Source organism: Embleya scabrispora, from assembly GCF_002024165.1.
GTDB lineage: Bacteria > Actinomycetota > Actinomycetes > Streptomycetales > Streptomycetaceae > Embleya > Embleya scabrispora_A.
Genome location: NZ_MWQN01000001.1, coordinates 4,733,299 through 4,750,079, shown reverse-complemented (window position 1 = coordinate 4,750,079; position 16,781 = coordinate 4,733,299). Strand labels below are relative to the sequence as shown.

Genomic DNA, 16,781 nt, shown 5'->3' with positions numbered 1-16,781 from the left:
CCCACCCGCGCGTCGGCCCGAATCGCCGGCGAATGCACCTTATGCTCCGCCGGTGTCCCACGACAGCGCGCCGTTCCTGATCGTCCTGGCCCTGGCCTTCGTCGCGCCGCCAGCCGCCGATCTGCTCGGGCGACGGATCCCGGTACCCACCGTCGTGCTCGAACTCCTGCTCGGCGTACTGGTCGGACCGTCCGTCCTGGACCGGGTGCACGAGACGACCGTGCTCACCTTCGCCGCCAACTTCGGGCTGGCCTTCCTGATGTTCCTGGCCGGCTTCGAGATCGACCCGTCCCGGCTCAACGGTCGGCCGTTGCGCCTGGCCACGCTGGGTTGGGTGGTGTCCCTGGCGGTCGGCCTGGCGGTCGGGCTGCTCCTGGTGTGGTCCGGCTCGACCATGTCGCGCCTGGTGGTCGGCCTGGCCCTGACCACCACCGCGCTCGGCACGCTGTTGCCGATCCTGCGCGACACGGGGGCGCTGCCCACCCGGTTCGGCGCGCGGGTGATGGCGATCGGCACCCTCGGCGAGTTCGGTCCGATCGTCGCGGTCTCGCTGCTGCTGAGCGGACGCAACGCGGATGCCTCGGCGGTCGCGCTGGCCTGTTTCGCCGCGGTGACGCTGGTGATACTGGCGTTCGCGCGCCGACCGCTGCCCTCGGCACTCGACCGGGTGGTTCGGGCCACCCTGCACTCCAGCGGCCAACTCGCCGTCCGAATGGCCGTGTTGGTCCTGGCGGCGCTGGTCTGGGCGGCGGACGAACTCGGCCTCGACGCGCTGCTCGGCGCGTTCGCGGCCGGTCTGATCATCCGGCTGCTGCTGTCGGACATGCCGGCCGAGTCGCGGGAGACGGTGGCGGCCAAGCTGGACGCGATCGGCTTCGGGATGTTCATCCCGGTGTTCTTCGTGATCAGCGGCGTGCGCTTCGACGGGCGGGCGCTGTTCGCGGACCTTGGCACGGTGGCCCTGCTCCCGCTGTTCCTGGCGCTGTTCCTGCTGGTCCGGGGCGTGCCGACCTATGTCGTGGAGCGCGGTTCCCCGGCCGCGGTACGCCTGGGCCTGGCCCTAATCGCGTCGGCCGGCCTGCCGCTGATCGTGGTGATCACCGGGATCGGCGTGGCGGAGGGCGAGTTGCGGGCGGGCACCGCGGCCGCGATGGTCGGCGCCGGCATGGTCTCGGTGCTGGTCTTCCCGCTGCTCGGGCTGCGCGCCTACCGCAGGGCGCGGACCGCCGACCCTGCGATGGCGGAGCGCTGACCGCGCCACCCGGACCCGAGGACCGAGGACCGCCCGACGGGCACCGGCCGCCCGCGAGGCACCGGCCGCCGGCTCACAGGCCGATGATCTTCCCCCACGCCTTCTCCCAGCGCCGTTCCTCGTCCTCGGTGGTCTCCCGCATCCCGTGCAGCTTCGCGGTCATCTCCGCGTCCGGGAAGATCAGCGGGTTGGTCGCCGACGCGCGCATCTCCTCGTCCGACGACTCGGCCAGCACCTGCTGCGCGGCCGGCACCGGACACACGTACGCCACGTAGTTCGCCAGCTCCGCGGCGATCTCGGGGTCGTAGTAGAAGTCCATCAGCTTCTCGGCGTTGGTCTTGTGCGCGGCCTTGTTCGGCACCATCAGGTTCTCCGACCACAGCTCGGCACCCTCCTCGGGCACCACGAACTCGATGTCGGGGTTGTCCAGCTTGAGCTGGCCCACGTCGCCGGAATACGCCTGGCAGGCCAGGATGTCGCCACTGGCCAGGCCCGAGGTGTAGTCGTTGCCGGTGAAGCTGCGGATGTGGTCCTTGTCCACCAGCTTCTGCATGCGCTCCATCACCTTGTCCACGTCGGCGTCGGTGAAGGTGCGGATGTCCGAGCCCTCACCGAGCATCAGCAGCGCGACCGCCTCCATGAAGCCCGCGAACACGGTGACCCGGCCCTTGAGTTCGGGCCGCCACAGGTCGTTCACCGACCGGATCTCGCGGTCCACCAGCTTCTTGTTGTACGCGATGCCGGTCATCCCGCTCTGCCACGGCACGGTGTACTCGCGCTTCGGGTCGTAGCCGGGACTGCGCAACGATTCGGCGAGGTTGGCGCCCACCTGCGGCAGGTTGGCCTTGTTCAGCTTCTGCACCCAGCCGAGCCGGACGAAGCGGGTGCACATCCAGTCGGAGATGACGATGGCGTCGCGCCCCGGCTCCTTGCCCGCCTGGATGGCCGGGTGGATCTTGCCGAAGAACTCGTCGTTGTCGTTGATCTCCTCCGAGTACCGGACCTTGATCCCGGTCTTGTCGGTGAATGCTTCGAGCGTGGGCCGGCGCTGCTCGTCCTCGTCGTCGACGTCGATGTACAGCGCCCAGTTGGAGAAGCGGACCACCTTCTCCCTGTCCGACCGGTCCGTTCCGCCGCGCTTGGACTCCTCGACATACGCCGAGGGCACGCCGCACGCGGCCAGCGCGCCGACGGCCGCGGCCGCTCCGGTGCCGCGCAGGAACATCCGCCGGTCCACCCGGTGCCCGGCAATCCGCAGCGGGGACTGGGCGCGAGAGCGGGCGCGGATCATCGGCGACTCCTTGGCGGTACGGAACGGGGGCCTGCTCCCCGGGCGCGGGCACGCGCCGGGCGTACGGACGGCCCACCGCATCGTGGCCGGGTGCCGCCCCGGACGGCAACACGCACCCTGTCAACCCTCGCGGAGCGGAGTTGACAGGGTGCGTGCGGGTGTCGCGGGGTGCCGCTCGCGCGGCGCGGCGGATCAGGCGTCGTAGTTGGTCATCACGTGCTTGATCCGGGTGTAGTCCTCGAAGCCGTAGCCGGAGAGGTCCTTGCCGTAACCGGAGTGCTTGAAGCCGCCGTGCGGCATCTCGGCGACCAGCGGGATGTGCGTGTTGATCCACACGCAGCCGAAGTCGAGCCGCTTGGCCATCCGCATCGCCCGGCCGTGGTCCTTGGTCCACACCGAGGAGGCGAGCGCGTACTGCACGCCGTTGGCGTTGGCCAGCGCCTCGGCCTCGTCCTCGAACGCCTGGACGGTGATCACCGGGCCGAAGACCTCGTTCTGGATGATCTCGTCGTCCTGCTTCAGCCCGGAGACCACCGTCGGCGCGTAGAAGTAGCCCTTGTCGCCGACCTGGTGCCCGCCGGTCTCCACCTTCGCGTGCGCGGGCAGGCGCTCGATGAAGCCGCTGACCTGCGCGAGTTGGTTCACGTTGTTGACCGGACCGTAGTACGCGTCGTCCTGCGGGCCGGTGGAGAGGTCGTTGGCGGCCGCGGCCAGCGCGGCGACGAACTCGTCACGGATCGAGGAGTGCACGAGCACCCGGGTGGCGGCGGTGCAGTCCTGGCCGGCGTTGAAGAAGCCGGCCCCGGCGATGCCCTCGGCCGCGTTGGCGATGTCGGCGTCCTCGAAGACCACGACGGGCGCCTTGCCGCCGAGTTCGAGGTGCACCCGCTTGAGGTCCTTGGACGCACTCTCCGCGACCGACATGCCGGCGCGTACCGAGCCGGTGATCGAGGCCATCGCCGGGGTCTTGTGCTCGACCATCATGCGGCCGGTGTCGCGGTCGCCGCAGATCACGTTGAACACGCCGGCGGGCAGGATCTCACCGATGATCTCGGCGAGCAGCACGGTGGACGCCGGCGTGGTGTCGGACGGCTTGAGCACCACGGTGTTGCCCGCGGCGATGGCCGGCGCGAACTTCCACACCGCCATCATCATCGGGTAGTTCCACGGCGCCACCTGGGCGCAGACACCGACCGGCTCCCGCCGCACCATGGAGGTGTGCCCCGCCATGTACTCGCCGGCCGACTTGCCCTCGAGCATGCGCGCCGCGCCCGCGAAGAAGCGGATCTGGTCCACCATCGGCGGGATCTCCTCGGACGCGGTCAGCGCCCGGGGCTTGCCGGTGTTGCGACACTCGGCGTCGATCAACTCGTCGGCGCGCTTCTCGACCGCGTCGGCGATCTTGAGCAGGGCGAGCTGGCGCTCGGCGGGCGTGGTCTCGCTCCAGCTCTCGAACGCCGTGGCCGCCGCGCGCATCGCCGCGTCGACGTCCCGCTCGCGAGACAGCGGGGACGTCGCGTAGACCTCGCCGGTGGCGGGGTCGACGATGTCGAGCGTGCCGCCGTCCGCGGCGTCGGTGAACGTGCCGTCGATGTAGTTGCGCAGAGTACGCAGGTCGCTCATGTCCCAAGTCTCCTTCGAAAACGGGGCGGCGCCGGCAGGACGGCGAGGGGGTCGATTCCCGACCTGGGCCGCGATCCCAGCCTAACCGGATTGCTGTCGGTATCCGCATCCCCAACACACACCAACAACTGAATCAGTTGTCCTGTTGAGCAAAGTCAACGGATTCCCTTGCGAAAGGCCCATCTGATGAGGCAGAGTGACCACGTGGCCGGTCGAGACAGAAACCCGAGTGCGCCGGCCGACGCCGTGTCGAAGGCGATCATCGAGCAGCTCCAAGAGGACGGACGCCGCTCGTACGCCGCGATCGGCAAGGCCGTCGGTCTCTCGGAGGCCGCCGTGCGCCAACGCGTACAGCGCCTGCTCGACCAGGGCGTGATGCAGATCGTCGCGGTGACCGATCCGCTGACCGTCGGCTTCCATCGCCAGGCCATGGTCGGGGTTCGGGTCGAAGGAGACATCGAGCCCGTAGCGGACATACTGGCCACGATGAAGGAAGTGGACTACGTCGTCATCACGGCGGGTTCGTTCGACCTCATCGTGGAACTCGTATGCGAGAACGACGACCACCTGCTCGACATCATCAACAAGAGGATCCGAGCGATTCCGGGCGTACGGAGCACCGAGAGCTTCGTCTACCTGAAGCTCCGGAAGCAGACCTACCAGTGGGGTACTCGATGACACAGCAGTACGACAACGCGGCCCTCTCCAAGAGCGCCTACGACCACCTGTGGATGCACTTCACCCGCATGTCGTCGTACGAGAACGCTCCCGTGCCGACCATCGTGCGCGGTGAAGGCAGCTACATCTGGGACACCAACGGTCGCAAGTACATCGACGGCCTCGCCGGCCTGTTCGTGGTACAGGCCGGGCACGGCCGCACCGAGCTGGCCGAGGTCGCCCGCAAGCAGGCCGAGCAGCTGGCCTTCTTCCCGGTGTGGAGCTACGCCCACCCCAAGGCCATCGAGCTGGCCGAGCGCCTGGCGAACTACGCCCCGGGCGATCTGAACAAGGTCTTCTTCACCACCGGCGGCGGCGAGGCCGTCGAGTCCGCGTGGAAGCTGGCCAAGCACTACTTCAAGCTGACCGGCAAGCCGACCAAGCACAAGGTCATCTCGCGGGCCATCGCCTACCACGGCACCCCGCAGGGCGCGCTGTCGATCACCGGCCTGCCCGACTACAAGGCGCCGTACGAGCCGCTGGTGCCGAGCACCTTCCGGGTGCCCAACACCAACCAGTACCGCAAGCCGGAGTTCCTCGCCGACGACTCGCCCGAGGCGTTCGGCCGCTGGGCCGCCGACCAGATCGAGGTGGCGATCCTCAACGAGGGCGCCGACACCGTCGCCGCGGTCTTCCTGGAGCCGGTGCAGAACGCCGGTGGCTGCTTCCCGCCGCCGCCCGGCTACTTCCAGCGTGTGCGCGAGATCTGCGACCAGTACGACGTGCTGCTCGTCTCGGACGAGGTCATCTGCGCGTTCGGCCGACTCGGCACCATGTTCGCGTGCGACAAGTTCGACTACGTGCCGGACATCATCACCTGCGCCAAGGGCATGACCTCGGGCTACTCCCCGATCGGCGCGATGATCGTCTCGGACCGCCTCGCCGAGCCGTTCTACAACGGCAGCGACAACGTCTTCATGCACGGCTACACCTTCGGCGGGCACCCGGTGTCCTCCGCCGTGGCGCTGGCCAACCTCGACATCTTCGAGCGCGAGGGCCTGAACCAGCACGTGCTGGACAACGAGTCCAAGTTCCTGGCCACCCTGCAAAAGCTCCAGGACCTGCCGATCGTCGGCGACGTGCGCGGCAACGGGTACTTCTACGGCATCGAGATGGTCAAGGACAAGGGCACCAAGGAGACGTTCAACGAGGACGAGGCCGAGCGCCTGCTCCGCGGCTTCCTGTCCACCGCGCTCTACGACAACGGCCTGTACTGCCGCGCCGACGACCGCGGCGACCCGGTCATCCAGCTCTCCCCGCCGCTGGTCGCGGACCAGGGCGTGTTCGACGAGATCGAGCAGATCCTGCGCGGAGTGCTGACCGAGGCCTGGACCAAGCTGTAGAACGCCGCCGTCGACTCGACATCCGAATCGACGGTGGACACACCGGCATTTCGACCAACCCTCAGTGAGTCTGCCGCCGTCGCGCACACACCCGTGCGCGACGGCGGCAGACTCATATCCGGCGCCGAATCCCCGAAATACCCCGGGATACCCCGAAACACCGCGTACCACCGGCACCATCGGCACCACCGACATCCCCGAAGAGGCCCGATGAGTCACCCCGTCCCCGGCTCCACCCCCCGAACCCGCATACGCCGCCTGCCCGATCACGCCGTCGAGGACCGGGCCGCGCTGCACGCCGTGCTGGACGCCGGCCTGGTCGGCCACCTCGCCATCACCGGCGCGGACGGACAGCCGTTCGTCCTGCCCGTCGCCTACGCCCGGGACGGCGAGCGGGTGTTGATCCACGGCTCGACCGGCAGCCGACTCTTCCGCGGCCTGGCCGCGGGCGCGCCGACCTGCCTGACCGTGACCCTGCTCGACGGCCTGGTGCTGGCCCGATCCGCCTTCGAGTCGTCGATGAACTACCGCAGCGCGATGGTGCTCGGCTCGTGCACGGTGCTCCCGGACGCCGAGAAGACCGCCGCCCTGGACCTGCTCACCGACCGGCTGCTCCCCGGCCGCCGCGGCGACCTGCGTCCGCACACGACCAAGGAACTGGCCGCGACGCTCGTCCTGGCGCTGTCCCTCGACGAGGCCTCGGTGAAGATCTCGGCCGGGCCGCCGGACGACGACGAGGCCGACCTCGACGCCCCGATCTGGGCCGGCACGGTCCCGATCACCGAGCACTTCGGCACCCCGGTGCCCGCCCCCGACCTGCGCTTCGACCTCCCCGCGCCGAACTATGTAGGGACGTGGACCCGATGACCGCCGACTACCGCGACGTGTCCCTGTGGTTCGACACCCTCGGCGCGGACGTCACCGCACGCCCCGCGCTCGCGGGCGACCTGGACGTCGACGTGGCGATCGTCGGCGCCGGCTACACCGGCCTGTGGACGGCGTACTACCTGGCCCGGGCCGACCCCTCGCTGCGGATCGTGGTGCTGGAGCGCGAGGTCGCCGGCTTCGGCGCGTCCGGCCGCAACGGCGGCTGGTGCTCGGCGCTGTTCCCCGCGTCCATCGCCAAGGTGGCCCGCGACAGCACCCGGGAACGCGCCATCGCCCAGCAGCGGGCCATGAACGCGACCGTCGACGAAGTCGGCCGGGTGGTCGCCGCCGAGGGCATCGACTGCGACTTCGACAAGGGCGGCACGGTCGTGCTGGCCCGCACCCCGGTACAGCTTTCCCGCGCGCGCGAGGCGGTCGCCGCGGAACACGCGTGGGGCTTCGACACGTCCGACGCCCGACTGCTCGACGCCGCCGAGGCGCGCGCGATGGTCGGCGCCACCGACGTGCTCGGCGGCACCTACACCCCGCACTGCGCGGTGCTCCACCCCGCCAAGCTGGCCCGCGGCCTGGCCGAGACGGTGGCCGGCCTCGGCGTGCGCGTCCACGAGCAAACACCCGTGCTCTCGATCGAGGACGGCGTCGCCGTCACCCCGCACGGCCGGGTCCGCGCCGACGTGGTGGTCCGCGCCACCGAGGGCTACACCCCCGAACTGGCCGGCTTCCACCGCGACCTCGCGCCGGTCTACTCGCTGATGATCGCCACCGAGCCGCTGCCGAAGGCCTTCTGGGACGAGGTGGGCCTGGCCCGCCGGGAGAGCTTCAGCGACATGCGGCACCTGATCATCTACGGCCAGCGCACCGCCGACGACCGCCTCGCCTTCGGCGGACGCGGCGCGCCGTACCACTTCGGCTCGAAGGTACGGCCCGAGTTCGACCGCGACGAGAAGGTCTTCGCCGAACTGCGCCGGGTGATCACCGAGTTGTTCCCGGCCGTCGCCGACGCGCGGATCACCCACACCTGGGGCGGCCCGCTGGGCGTGGCCCGCGACTGGTACGCGAGCTGCGGCCTGGACCGCGCCCGCAAACTGGCCTGGGCCGGCGGCTACGTCGGCGACGGCGTGGGCACCGCCAACCTCGCCGGCCGCACCCTGGCCGACCTGATCCGCGACGAGTACACCGACCTGACCCGGCTGCCCTGGGTCCGACACCGCTCGCCCCGGTGGGAGCCGGAGCCGCTGCGCTGGATCGGCACCAACGTGGGCCTGCGGGTGATGGCGGGCGCCGACGTCGAGGAGCGGCGCACCGGGCGCGAATCACGCCTGGCGCACGCGTTCGGCCGCTTCCTGGGTCACTGAGACCGGCCGGTCACCCCGTTCCCCCTCGGATGGTGCGGCGCCAGGACTCCAGGTGGTCCGGCGCCGCACCCGCCTTGAGCAGGAACTCCGCCGCCGAGCCGTGCCGCTCCTCCAGCACCCGCAGGAAGGTGTCGATGGACGCCCGCGCCGCACCGCGCATCGCGGGCGCGACCGGATGCGACGGGTCGATCCGGGGCTGACGCGGCAATCGGTCGATACGTTCGAACATCTCCACGAGATGCGTCTCGGTCTCGGTGTAGTCGGCGATGATCGCCTCGCGCTCGACCCCGGCGACCGACAGGAGCAGGGCGACCAGGATCCCGGTCCGATCCTTGCCGGCGGTGCAGTGCACCAGCGCCGGCACCCCGCCGTCGCCGGCCAGGATCTCCAGCGAGCGTACGTACGACTCGCGGCCGCGCTCGGCCATCCGCATGTAGAGCAGCCCGGCCCCGAACTCGTCCACGCTGCCCAGGTCGATGTCGTCGTCCAATTCCAGGCCCTGGGTCTGCCCGGCCGACACGTCACCGATCGCGGCCCGGTCGGCGGCCAGCGCCGAGCGTCGACCCAGCAGCGGCAGCCGGTGTCGGACCACGCCCGCCCACTCGGTCAGGGGCAACCCCTCGTGGTCCGAACGCAGATCGAGCACGTGCCGTACGCGATAGGTATGGATCAATCGGTCGACCCCCTCGGGGGTGAGCAGGTCCGGGGTCTCGGACCGCATCAGTACCCCCGTTCGAGTGACACCGCCACCGATCAGCGGTAGGTCGCCGACGTCGCGGGCATTGAGCAGATCTGGAAGATCGAGTCGGCGGTTCATGTGCACCCCGTTCGGAACGCGTTCGAGACACCTGTTCGCCTCATCATGATGTGTGCGAACTCCCGCCGCCGACAGGGCTCCCCGACCGAGGGGGTTTGTCGTCCGTGCCGAAACCACGTGCCGCGACGCTCGTTGGAGGAGAACGGGCGGCTACGAACGTAACTCTGCGGGAGGTGTGCCATGTCCCTGTCGTCCCGCGCGACCAGACCCGCCGACCGGCGCGCCGTCGCCGACGCGCCGACCGCGCCGCCCGACAACGACGTGCTGCGCGCTCGCGGACTGACCCTCACCCAGGGGCCGCGCACGCTGCTGCGCGACGTCTCGGCCGCGGTCCGCGCCGACGAGACGTTCGCGATCACCGGGCCCGACGGCGCCGGCAAGTCGGCGCTCCTCGCGTGCCTGTCCGGCGTGCTCGCCCCCGACGCCGGCGAGGTCTGGTTCAACAGCGGTCCGGTGCACGTGCTCGACGAGAAGGGCCGTACCGCGCTGCGGCGCAGGTACTTCGGCCTGGTCGACGGCCGCACCCGGCTGCTGCCGGAGTTGACCGTCGCGGAGAACGTCGCCCTGCCGCTGCTGCTGGATCGTATGCGCCGCACCGAGGCGTTCGCGATCGCCCGGCACTGGATGGACCGGCTCGACGTCACGGAGTACGCCGAGTCCCGGCCGCCGGGCCTGGGGCCGGCGCTGCTGCGTCGGGCGGCGGTCGCCCGCGCGCTGGTCACCCGACCGGCGGTGGTCTTCGCGGACGAGCCGGCGCACGGCCTGGCCGGCGTCGAACTCGACCATCTGATGCGGATCCTGGTCTCCGCCGTGCGCTCGCACGGGATCACCCTCGTGCTGGCCACCGCCGATCGGCGGGTGGCGGCGCACGCGGACCACGGTCTGATCCTGCGCGAGGGCCGTCTCGATCCGCGCGCGGAGGGGTGGTAGGGCGATGTCCGGAACCGGCGCACGGTTCTTGCGCGACGCGTGGCACGGCGCGTCCCGGGTCGACGCGGTGCGGGTACTGGCCGGCGCGGCGCTGGCGGGCAGTGCCACGATCGTGCTGCTCTGCCTGCTGGCCTGGGCGCGCCCGAGCGGGCGCGCGGCACCGGCGCCGACCGGTCCGCTGCTCGCGGCGCTGCCGGTGCTGGCCGCCGTGGCGGTGCTGACCGCGGTCGGCACCCGGCTCGCGATCCTGCACCGGCACGACCGGGCCGACCGCGCCCGGCACGCTCGGGCCGCGATCGCCGAGGGCCCGCCGGCCGCGGGACATGGGGCAGGGCACGCGAGGGGGCGGGGGGCGGTCGCGACGGAGGCGGCGATCACGGCCCTGGTCGGCACGATTGCCGGGATGCAGGCACACCTGCTGCTGCGCTCGGTGCGGGATTCGGTCCCGCCCGCGGTTCGCCGACTGCTCGTGGTGGGCGCCGAGGTGCACTGGCCGGGCCTGGTGGCGCTGCTCGTGGTGGTGCCCACGATCGCGGCGATCGCCGCGGCGAGCGCGGTGCGGGGCCCGTCGCCCCGGTCGTCGCCGCGGGTGGCGCCGTACGTCGGACCGCTCCTGGTGCTCGCCGGGCTGCTCGCGCAGTACCTGATCGCCGACCCGGCGCGCCCCGAGCAGTTGCCGCACGGCGCGCTGCCGGCGGCGGTGGCGGGATACGCCGCGGTGCTGATCGGGGCCGCGCTGACCGTGCCGTGGTTGGTGGCCTGGATCGGCGGCGGCTGGGCCTCCCGGGCCGGTCGGGTCTGGACGTTGTGCGCGGCCCGGCGGATGGAGGCCGGCGCGCACGGCTTGGCGCTGCCGCTCGGACTGACCACGATCGCGCTGGCGGTGGTCACCACCGGCCGGCTCGCGGGCGAGCGCACGCCGGTCCGGATGGCCGACGCACCACTGTTCCTGACGGTGGCCACGGTCTCGCTGTGTGCGGCGGCGATGTTGTTCGCGGTGGTGATCGAGTACGGCCCGGCCCGCCGGGAGACCTCGCGAACCCTGCACACGATCGGCGCGGCCACCCCGACGGATCGCCGCGCGGCCCTGGTCGCCCTCGCCGTCCCGGTCCTGGTCTGCGTGCCGACGGCGATCACGGTCGGCGCACTGGCGGCCTGGCCCGCACACGAGGGCGCGAATCCGTTCCCGACGGTTTCCACCCACGCCGCGCTGCTCGGCACGGTCTGGGCGGTCGGCCTGCCGGCGGCCGCGCTGATCGCGGCGGCGGCGGTGATCCTGCGGGACGAACGACCGCGGCGGCGGCGCCGGGCCTGAACCCCGGACATGGGAAGACGTCCAGCCCGAAAAACACTCGGACATGGGAAAACACTCCGAGCCCGGCGCGGCGTCCCCTTCCGCGACGGGCTCGAAGTGCTTCTCGTCTCGGGGGCCACGCGACCCCGAGCCGTGCGCCGGATCGTGTCCCTTCGACCGGCGGCTTGGGCGTGCCACCGCCGGATCATTCGAACGGGGGGATCAAAGGATCCGACGGCTTGGCACTGAGATCAGTCTGCCCTGTGCGGCCTAAGAATCCGATAAGGATTCGTTACCCGTTCTATATCGCCGCGCCGCGCACCCGTGACCTGCACCGATTGTCCCGCTTGCCGACTGTGTCCCCGTGGATCGGCGGGCCGGCGTGGGCCGCCCGCCGATCACGCCGCGGAATCAGACCTCGGCGGCGGCGAGCTGTCCGCACGCGCCGTCGATGTCGCGGCCTCGGGTGTCCCGGACGGTGACCGGCACGCCGTGCTTGGTCAACAGCCGGACGAACTCCTCCTGGCGCTCGGCCGTGGAGGCGGTCCACTTCGACCCCGGGGTCGGGTTGAGCGGGATCAGGTTGACGTGCGCGTTGTGGTTCTTCAGCCGACGCCCGAGCAGGTCGGCCCGCCAGCCGTGGTCGTTGATGTCCTTGATCAGCGCGTACTCGACGGAGACCCGGCGACCGGTGACGCCCTCGTAGTGCCAGGCGGCGTCCAGCACCTCGCGCACGTCCCAGCGGGTGTTGACCGGGACGAGCGTGTTGCGCAGCTCGTCGTCCGGCGCGTGCAGGGACAGCGCGAGGGTGACCGGGATCCGCTCCTCGGCGAGCTTGTACATCGCGGGGACCAGGCCGACCGTGGACATGGTCACCGAGCGGGCGGAGATGCCCAGGCCCTCGGGGCTCGGGTCGACGAGCCGGCGCACCGCGCCGACCACGGCCTTGTAGTTGGCCAGCGGCTCGCCCATCCCCATGAAGACGATGTTGCTGACCCGTCCCGGACCGCCGGGCACCTCGCCGCGCGCGAGCGACCGGGCGCCGGCGAGCACCTGCTCGACGATCTCGCCGGTGGACAGGTTGCGGGTCAGGCCCGCCTGGCCGGTGGCGCAGAACGGGCAGTTCATCCCGCAGCCCGCCTGCGAGGACACGCACATCGTGACCCGGTCGGGGTAGCGCATCAGGACGGCCTCGACGAGGGTGCCGTCGAAGAGCTTCCACAACGACTTCCGGGTGGCCCCGTCGTCGCAGGAGATGTCCCGTACGGAGGTCATCAGCGAGGGCAGCAGCGCCTCGGCGAGCCTGGCCCGGGTCGCGGCGGGCATGTCGGTCCACTGCTCCGGGTCGTCCGAGAGGTGGCCGAAGTAGTGCTTGGACAGTTGGGCCGCGCGAAACGGCTTCTCGCCCAGCTCGGCCACCGCCTCGCGGCGCTCGGCGAGGGTGAGGTCGGCAAGGTGGCGCGGCGGCTTCGAACGACGCGGCGGCGCGGTGAAGGTGAGTTCTCCTGGTTTGGGCATGGCTCGTCCAGTGTCGCAGGTGTACGGGCGGGGCCGGATCGACCCCGCTCCGTGCGTCTGCGTGGCCTGGTCCGAGGTGCTGCCGGATCAGGTCCGGGTCATACGAATACGGCGAGCAGCAGCCACACCACCGGGGCGGCGGCGAGCAGCGAGTCGAGGCGGTCCATCACGCCGCCGTGACCGGGCAGCAGGCTGCCCATGTCCTTGACCTTGAGGTCGCGCTTGATCATCGATTCGGCGAGGTCGCCGAGCGCGGACACGGCCGCGGCCGCGACGCCCACCACGGCGCCCTGCCACCACGCGCCGTCCAGCATGGACATCACGCACAGCGCGCCCGCGGCGGCGGCCAGCACCACGCCGCCGGCGAAGCCCTCCCAGCTCTTGCCCGGACTGATCGTGGGCGCCATCTTGTGTCGGCCCCCGGAGATCACCCCGGCCGCGTAGGCGCCGGTGTCGGCGCACACCACCAGCACGATGAAGGTCAGCACCCGCTTCGCGCCGTCGTCGTCGCCCAGCATGAGCACCGCGAAGCCGGCCAGGAACGGCAGGTAGAAGACGGTGAACACACCCGCCGTCATGTCCCGCAGGAAGTCCTCGGGGCCCTCGGTCATCCGCCAGATCATCACCGCCACGGCGGTCAGCGCGGTCGCCACGGCCAACCCCTGCGCACCGCGCGCGTAGGCGGCGATCAACATCGCCGCCGAGCCGACCGCGAGCGGGATCACCGGGATCCGGATCCCGCGCCCGACGGTGGCGCCCTGCGCGGTCCGCCCGGCCGCGTCGGCGACCGCCTCGGCCCGGCCGAAGGCGCCCGCCAGCTCCCACAGTCCGACCAGGACCGCGAGCAGCACGACGCCCACGAACAACACCTGGACGGTGAGCAGCGAGGCCACGATCACCCCGCCGAGGGCGAGGCCGACGCCGATCGCCTGGGGCAGGTTGCGTCCGGCCTTGCCGACCGGTTTCGCGGGTTGGTCCCCGGTCACCACACGGCCCTCGCGTGGTGCCTCGGCGTGCGCCGGGTCCCGTCGAATGGGCTCCTCGTGAAACGGCTCGCCCGCGTCGGCTTGCGATCCGTCGTCCGGGTCGTGACCCGCGATCGGTGAGAGCACCTGCGTGTGGTCATCCTGTGTCCGTACCCCGACGCCGGCGGGAAAGTGCTGCTGCGCACGAGTGGCACCGTCGCCGTGGCCGTCCGGCCTGCCGGGCCGGATCGCATCGTAGGGGGCCGCGTCGTAACCCGTCGGCGCGTCCGGGACCTGCTCCGGCCACGCGCCGTACGACCCGTACGGGTCGTGGCCGGGCGGCAGATCGGGGTGCGCTCCCGCGGGCGGATCGGCCGGCGGCGTACCGCCCCAGGTCGAGTCGTTCATCAGACTTCGAGCAGCTCGGCTTCCTTGTGCTTGAGCAACTCGTCGATCTGCGCGACGTACTTGTGGGTCGTGTCGTCGAGTTCCTTCTCGGCGCGACGCACCTCGTCCTCGCCGGACTCGCCGTCCTTGACCAGCTTGTCGAGCGTGTCCTTGGCCTTGCGGCGGATCGACCGCAGCGAGATCTTCGCGTCCTCGCCCTTGCTCCGCGCCACCTTGATGAACTCCTTGCGGCGTTCCTCGGTGAGCTGCGGGAAGACGACCCGGATGACCTTGCCGTCGTCGGTCGGGTTGACCCCGAGGTCGGAGTCGCGGATCGCCTTGACGATCGCGTTCCTCGAACCGCCGTCGAACGGGGTCACCAGGACCATCCGCGGCTCGGGGGTGGTGAACGACGCGAGCTGGTTCACCGGGGTCGGCGAGCCGTAGTAGTCCACGAGGATCTTGTTGAACATGGCCGGGGTGGCCCGGCCCGTGCGGATCGCCGCGAAGTCGTCCTTGGCGACCGCGACGGCCTTCTCCATCTTTTCCTCGGCCTCGAGGAGAATCTCGTCGATCATGTCGGCTCCTGTCCCGGTCCTGTCGCCGTCGATCAGCCGTCGGTACGGCTGACCAGGGTGCCGATCTTCTCACCCCGCACGGCGCGGGCGATGTTGCCCTCGACGAGCAGGTTGAAGACGACGATCGGCAGTTCGTTGTCCATGCACAGGCTGATCGCGGTGGCGTCCGCGACCTTGAGCCCGCGGGCGAGCACCTCGGCGTGATCCAGACGATCGAACATGACCGCGTCCGGGTTGGACTTCGGGTCGCAGTCGTATACGCCGTCGACGCCCTTGGCCATGAGCAGCGCGACCGCGTCGATCTCGAGCGCGCGCTGGGCGGCCGTGGTGTCGGTGGAGAAGTAGGGCATGCCCATGCCCGCGCCGAAGATGACCACGCGGCCCTTCTCCAGGTGTCGCACGGCGCGGCGCGGGATGTACGGCTCGGCGACCTGGCCCATCGTGATGGCGGTCTGCACGCGGGTGTCGATGCCCTGCTTCTCCAGGAAGTCCTGGAGCGCCAGGCAGTTCATCACGGTGCCGAGCATGCCCATGTAGTCCGAGCGGGCCCGGTCCATGCCGCGGATCTGCAACTCGGCGCCGCGGAAGAAGTTGCCGCCACCGATCACGATGGCGACCTGGGTGCCGCGACGGACCACGTCGGCGATCTGGAGCGCGATGGTCTGCACGGTGTCGGGGTCGACGCCGAGGGCCCCGCCGCCCGCGAACGCCTCACCGGAGAGCTTGAGCAGCACCCGGCGCGCGTAGGGGTTCGGCTCGTCGCCCTCGGCGGACGACGAGGAGGCCGCCTTCGTTTCGGTTTCCTGCACGGTTCCCTCCACGCCTTGCGGCCTCCTCGCCATACTGCTTTTCACTGCGTTCATGCCTACTACATGCCCCGGCCGTGTTCACTTCCCGGCCGAAGCGGTGCCGCAAGTGGCGATCAGACGCCGACCTTGAAGCGGGTGAAGCGCTTGACCTTGACGCCGGCCTCGTCCAGGACCTTGCCCACGGACTTCTTGCTGTCCTTGGCGAACGCCTGGTCGAGCAGCACGTTGTCCTTGAAGTAGCCGGTCACCCGACCCTCGACGATCTTGGACAGGGCGGCCTCGGGCTTGCCCTCCTCGCGCGCGGTGGCCTCGGCCACCCGACGCTCGGTCGCGACCGTCTCGGCCGGCACGTCCTCGCGGGCGAGCACGGTGGGCGAGAACGCGGCGATGTGCTGCGCGACGTCCTTGGCCACCTCGGCGTTGGCGCCGTCCAGCTCGATCAGCACGCCGATCTGCGCGGGCAGGTCGGGGCTGGTCTTGTGCAGGTACGCGGCGACGAAGCCGTCGGCGTACTGCGCGAAGCGGTCGAGCACGATCTTCTCGCCGAGCGTGACGTTCGCGTCGTCCACGAACTGCTGGACGCTCTTGCCGGCCTCGATCTCGCTCGCGAGCAGCGCGGCGATGTCGGCGGGCGAGGTCTTGGCGACGTGCGCGGCGATCGCGTTGGCGGCCTCGATGAACTTCGGGCTCTTGGCCACGAAGTCGGTCTCGCACTTGAGCTCGACCAGGACGCCGGAGGCGTTGCCGTCGAGCAGCGCGACGACCGCGCCGTTGGACGCCGAGCGACCCTCGCGCTTGGTGACGCCCTTCTGGCCCTTGACGCGAAGGATCTCGACCGCCTTGTCGACGTCGCCTTCGGCCTCTTCGAGGGCCTTCTTGCAGTCCATCATGCCCGCGGCGGTGAGCTCACGGAGCTTCTTCACGTCCGCGGCGGAGAAGTTCGCCATGTCCTGATTCTCTCGTCTCTCGGTCAGCGGCCCGGTTGCCCGAGCGACTGGGGGTGAGGGTGTCGCC

15 protein-coding genes are annotated in these 16,781 nt (G+C 70.8%); 7 read left to right on the top strand and 8 right to left on the bottom strand.

Annotated features, from left to right (window positions below):
• Window positions 1-52: 52 nt before the first annotated feature.
• Window positions 53-1,252: a cation:proton antiporter gene (locus B4N89_RS21175; protein WP_078977411.1), complete on the top strand. Its 1,200-nt coding sequence runs from the start codon at window positions 53-55 to the stop codon at window positions 1,250-1,252.
• Between the two features lie 73 nt (window positions 1,253-1,325).
• Here the strand turns inward: B4N89_RS21175 and B4N89_RS21170 are convergent, their stop codons facing one another.
• On the bottom strand, window positions 1,326-2,543 hold the full coding sequence (locus B4N89_RS21170; protein WP_078977410.1) for a polyamine ABC transporter substrate-binding protein: 1,218 nt from the start codon (window positions 2,541-2,543) through the stop codon (window positions 1,326-1,328).
• A gap of 192 nt (window positions 2,544-2,735) precedes the next feature.
• Complete coding sequence (locus B4N89_RS21165; RefSeq protein WP_078977409.1) at window positions 2,736-4,166, bottom strand: gamma-aminobutyraldehyde dehydrogenase; 1,431 nt, start codon at window positions 4,164-4,166, stop codon at window positions 2,736-2,738.
• 186 nt (window positions 4,167-4,352) lie between these two features.
• Between B4N89_RS21165 and B4N89_RS21160 the strand changes: the two genes are divergently transcribed.
• From B4N89_RS21160 to B4N89_RS21145, 4 genes are all read left to right on the top strand, one after another.
• Window positions 4,353-4,844 carry an Lrp/AsnC family transcriptional regulator gene (locus tag B4N89_RS21160; protein ID WP_078977408.1) on the top strand — a complete coding sequence of 164 codons (492 nt, stop codon included), beginning with the start codon at window positions 4,353-4,355 and terminating at the stop codon, window positions 4,842-4,844.
• Entirely contained in the window at window positions 4,841-6,226 is a 1,386-nt protein-coding gene (locus tag B4N89_RS21155; RefSeq protein WP_078979506.1) for an aspartate aminotransferase family protein, read from the top strand. The genes B4N89_RS21160 and B4N89_RS21155 overlap by 4 nt, the downstream gene beginning before the upstream one ends.
• Window positions 6,227-6,436: 210 nt before the next feature.
• Window positions 6,437-7,093, top strand: coding sequence for a pyridoxamine 5'-phosphate oxidase family protein (locus B4N89_RS21150; RefSeq protein ID WP_078977407.1), 657 nt, complete (start codon window positions 6,437-6,439; stop codon window positions 7,091-7,093).
• Window positions 7,090-8,469, top strand: coding sequence for an NAD(P)/FAD-dependent oxidoreductase (locus tag B4N89_RS21145; RefSeq protein ID WP_078979505.1), 1,380 nt, complete (start codon window positions 7,090-7,092; stop codon window positions 8,467-8,469). Before B4N89_RS21150 ends, B4N89_RS21145 begins: the two co-directional genes overlap by 4 nt.
• Before the next feature lie 10 nt (window positions 8,470-8,479).
• Here the strand turns inward: B4N89_RS21145 and B4N89_RS21140 are convergent, their stop codons facing one another.
• Complete coding sequence (locus B4N89_RS21140) at window positions 8,480-9,286, bottom strand: tyrosine-protein phosphatase (RefSeq protein ID WP_078977406.1); 807 nt, start codon at window positions 9,284-9,286, stop codon at window positions 8,480-8,482.
• Window positions 9,287-9,466: 180 nt separating this feature from the next.
• Here B4N89_RS21140 and B4N89_RS21135 point away from each other — a divergent pair, with 180 nt between their 5' ends.
• Both B4N89_RS21135 and B4N89_RS21130 read left to right on the top strand, forming a co-directional pair.
• Window positions 9,467-10,216 (top strand): ABC transporter ATP-binding protein, encoded by a 750-nt coding sequence (locus B4N89_RS21135; protein WP_078977405.1) that lies wholly within the window; start codon window positions 9,467-9,469, stop codon window positions 10,214-10,216.
• Between the two features lie 4 nt (window positions 10,217-10,220).
• Window positions 10,221-11,531 (top strand): hypothetical protein, encoded by a 1,311-nt coding sequence (locus tag B4N89_RS21130; protein WP_078977404.1) that lies wholly within the window; start codon window positions 10,221-10,223, stop codon window positions 11,529-11,531.
• Between the two features lie 390 nt (window positions 11,532-11,921).
• Here B4N89_RS21130 and rlmN read toward each other — a convergent pair whose 3' ends face one another.
• The 5 genes from rlmN to tsf all read right to left on the bottom strand — a co-directional run bounded on the left by rlmN (window position 11,922) and on the right by tsf (window position 16,714).
• Window positions 11,922-13,028: a 23S rRNA (adenine(2503)-C(2))-methyltransferase RlmN gene (gene rlmN, locus B4N89_RS21125; RefSeq protein WP_078977403.1), complete on the bottom strand. Its 1,107-nt coding sequence runs from the start codon at window positions 13,026-13,028 to the stop codon at window positions 11,922-11,924.
• A 98-nt stretch (window positions 13,029-13,126) separates the two neighbouring features.
• Window positions 13,127-14,401, bottom strand: coding sequence for a phosphatidate cytidylyltransferase (locus B4N89_RS21120; RefSeq protein WP_078977402.1), 1,275 nt, complete (start codon window positions 14,399-14,401; stop codon window positions 13,127-13,129).
• Window positions 14,401-14,958 carry a ribosome recycling factor gene (gene frr / locus B4N89_RS21115; protein WP_078977401.1) on the bottom strand — a complete coding sequence of 186 codons (558 nt, stop codon included), beginning with the start codon at window positions 14,956-14,958 and terminating at the stop codon, window positions 14,401-14,403. The genes B4N89_RS21120 and frr overlap by 1 nt, the downstream gene beginning before the upstream one ends.
• 32 nt (window positions 14,959-14,990) lie before the next feature.
• Window positions 14,991-15,800 (bottom strand): UMP kinase, encoded by an 810-nt coding sequence (pyrH, locus tag B4N89_RS21110; RefSeq protein ID WP_078977400.1) that lies wholly within the window; start codon window positions 15,798-15,800, stop codon window positions 14,991-14,993.
• Between the two features lie 80 nt (window positions 15,801-15,880).
• Entirely contained in the window at window positions 15,881-16,714 is an 834-nt protein-coding gene (gene tsf / locus B4N89_RS21105) for a translation elongation factor Ts (RefSeq protein WP_078977399.1), read from the bottom strand.
• Window positions 16,715-16,781: the final 67 nt, after the last annotated feature.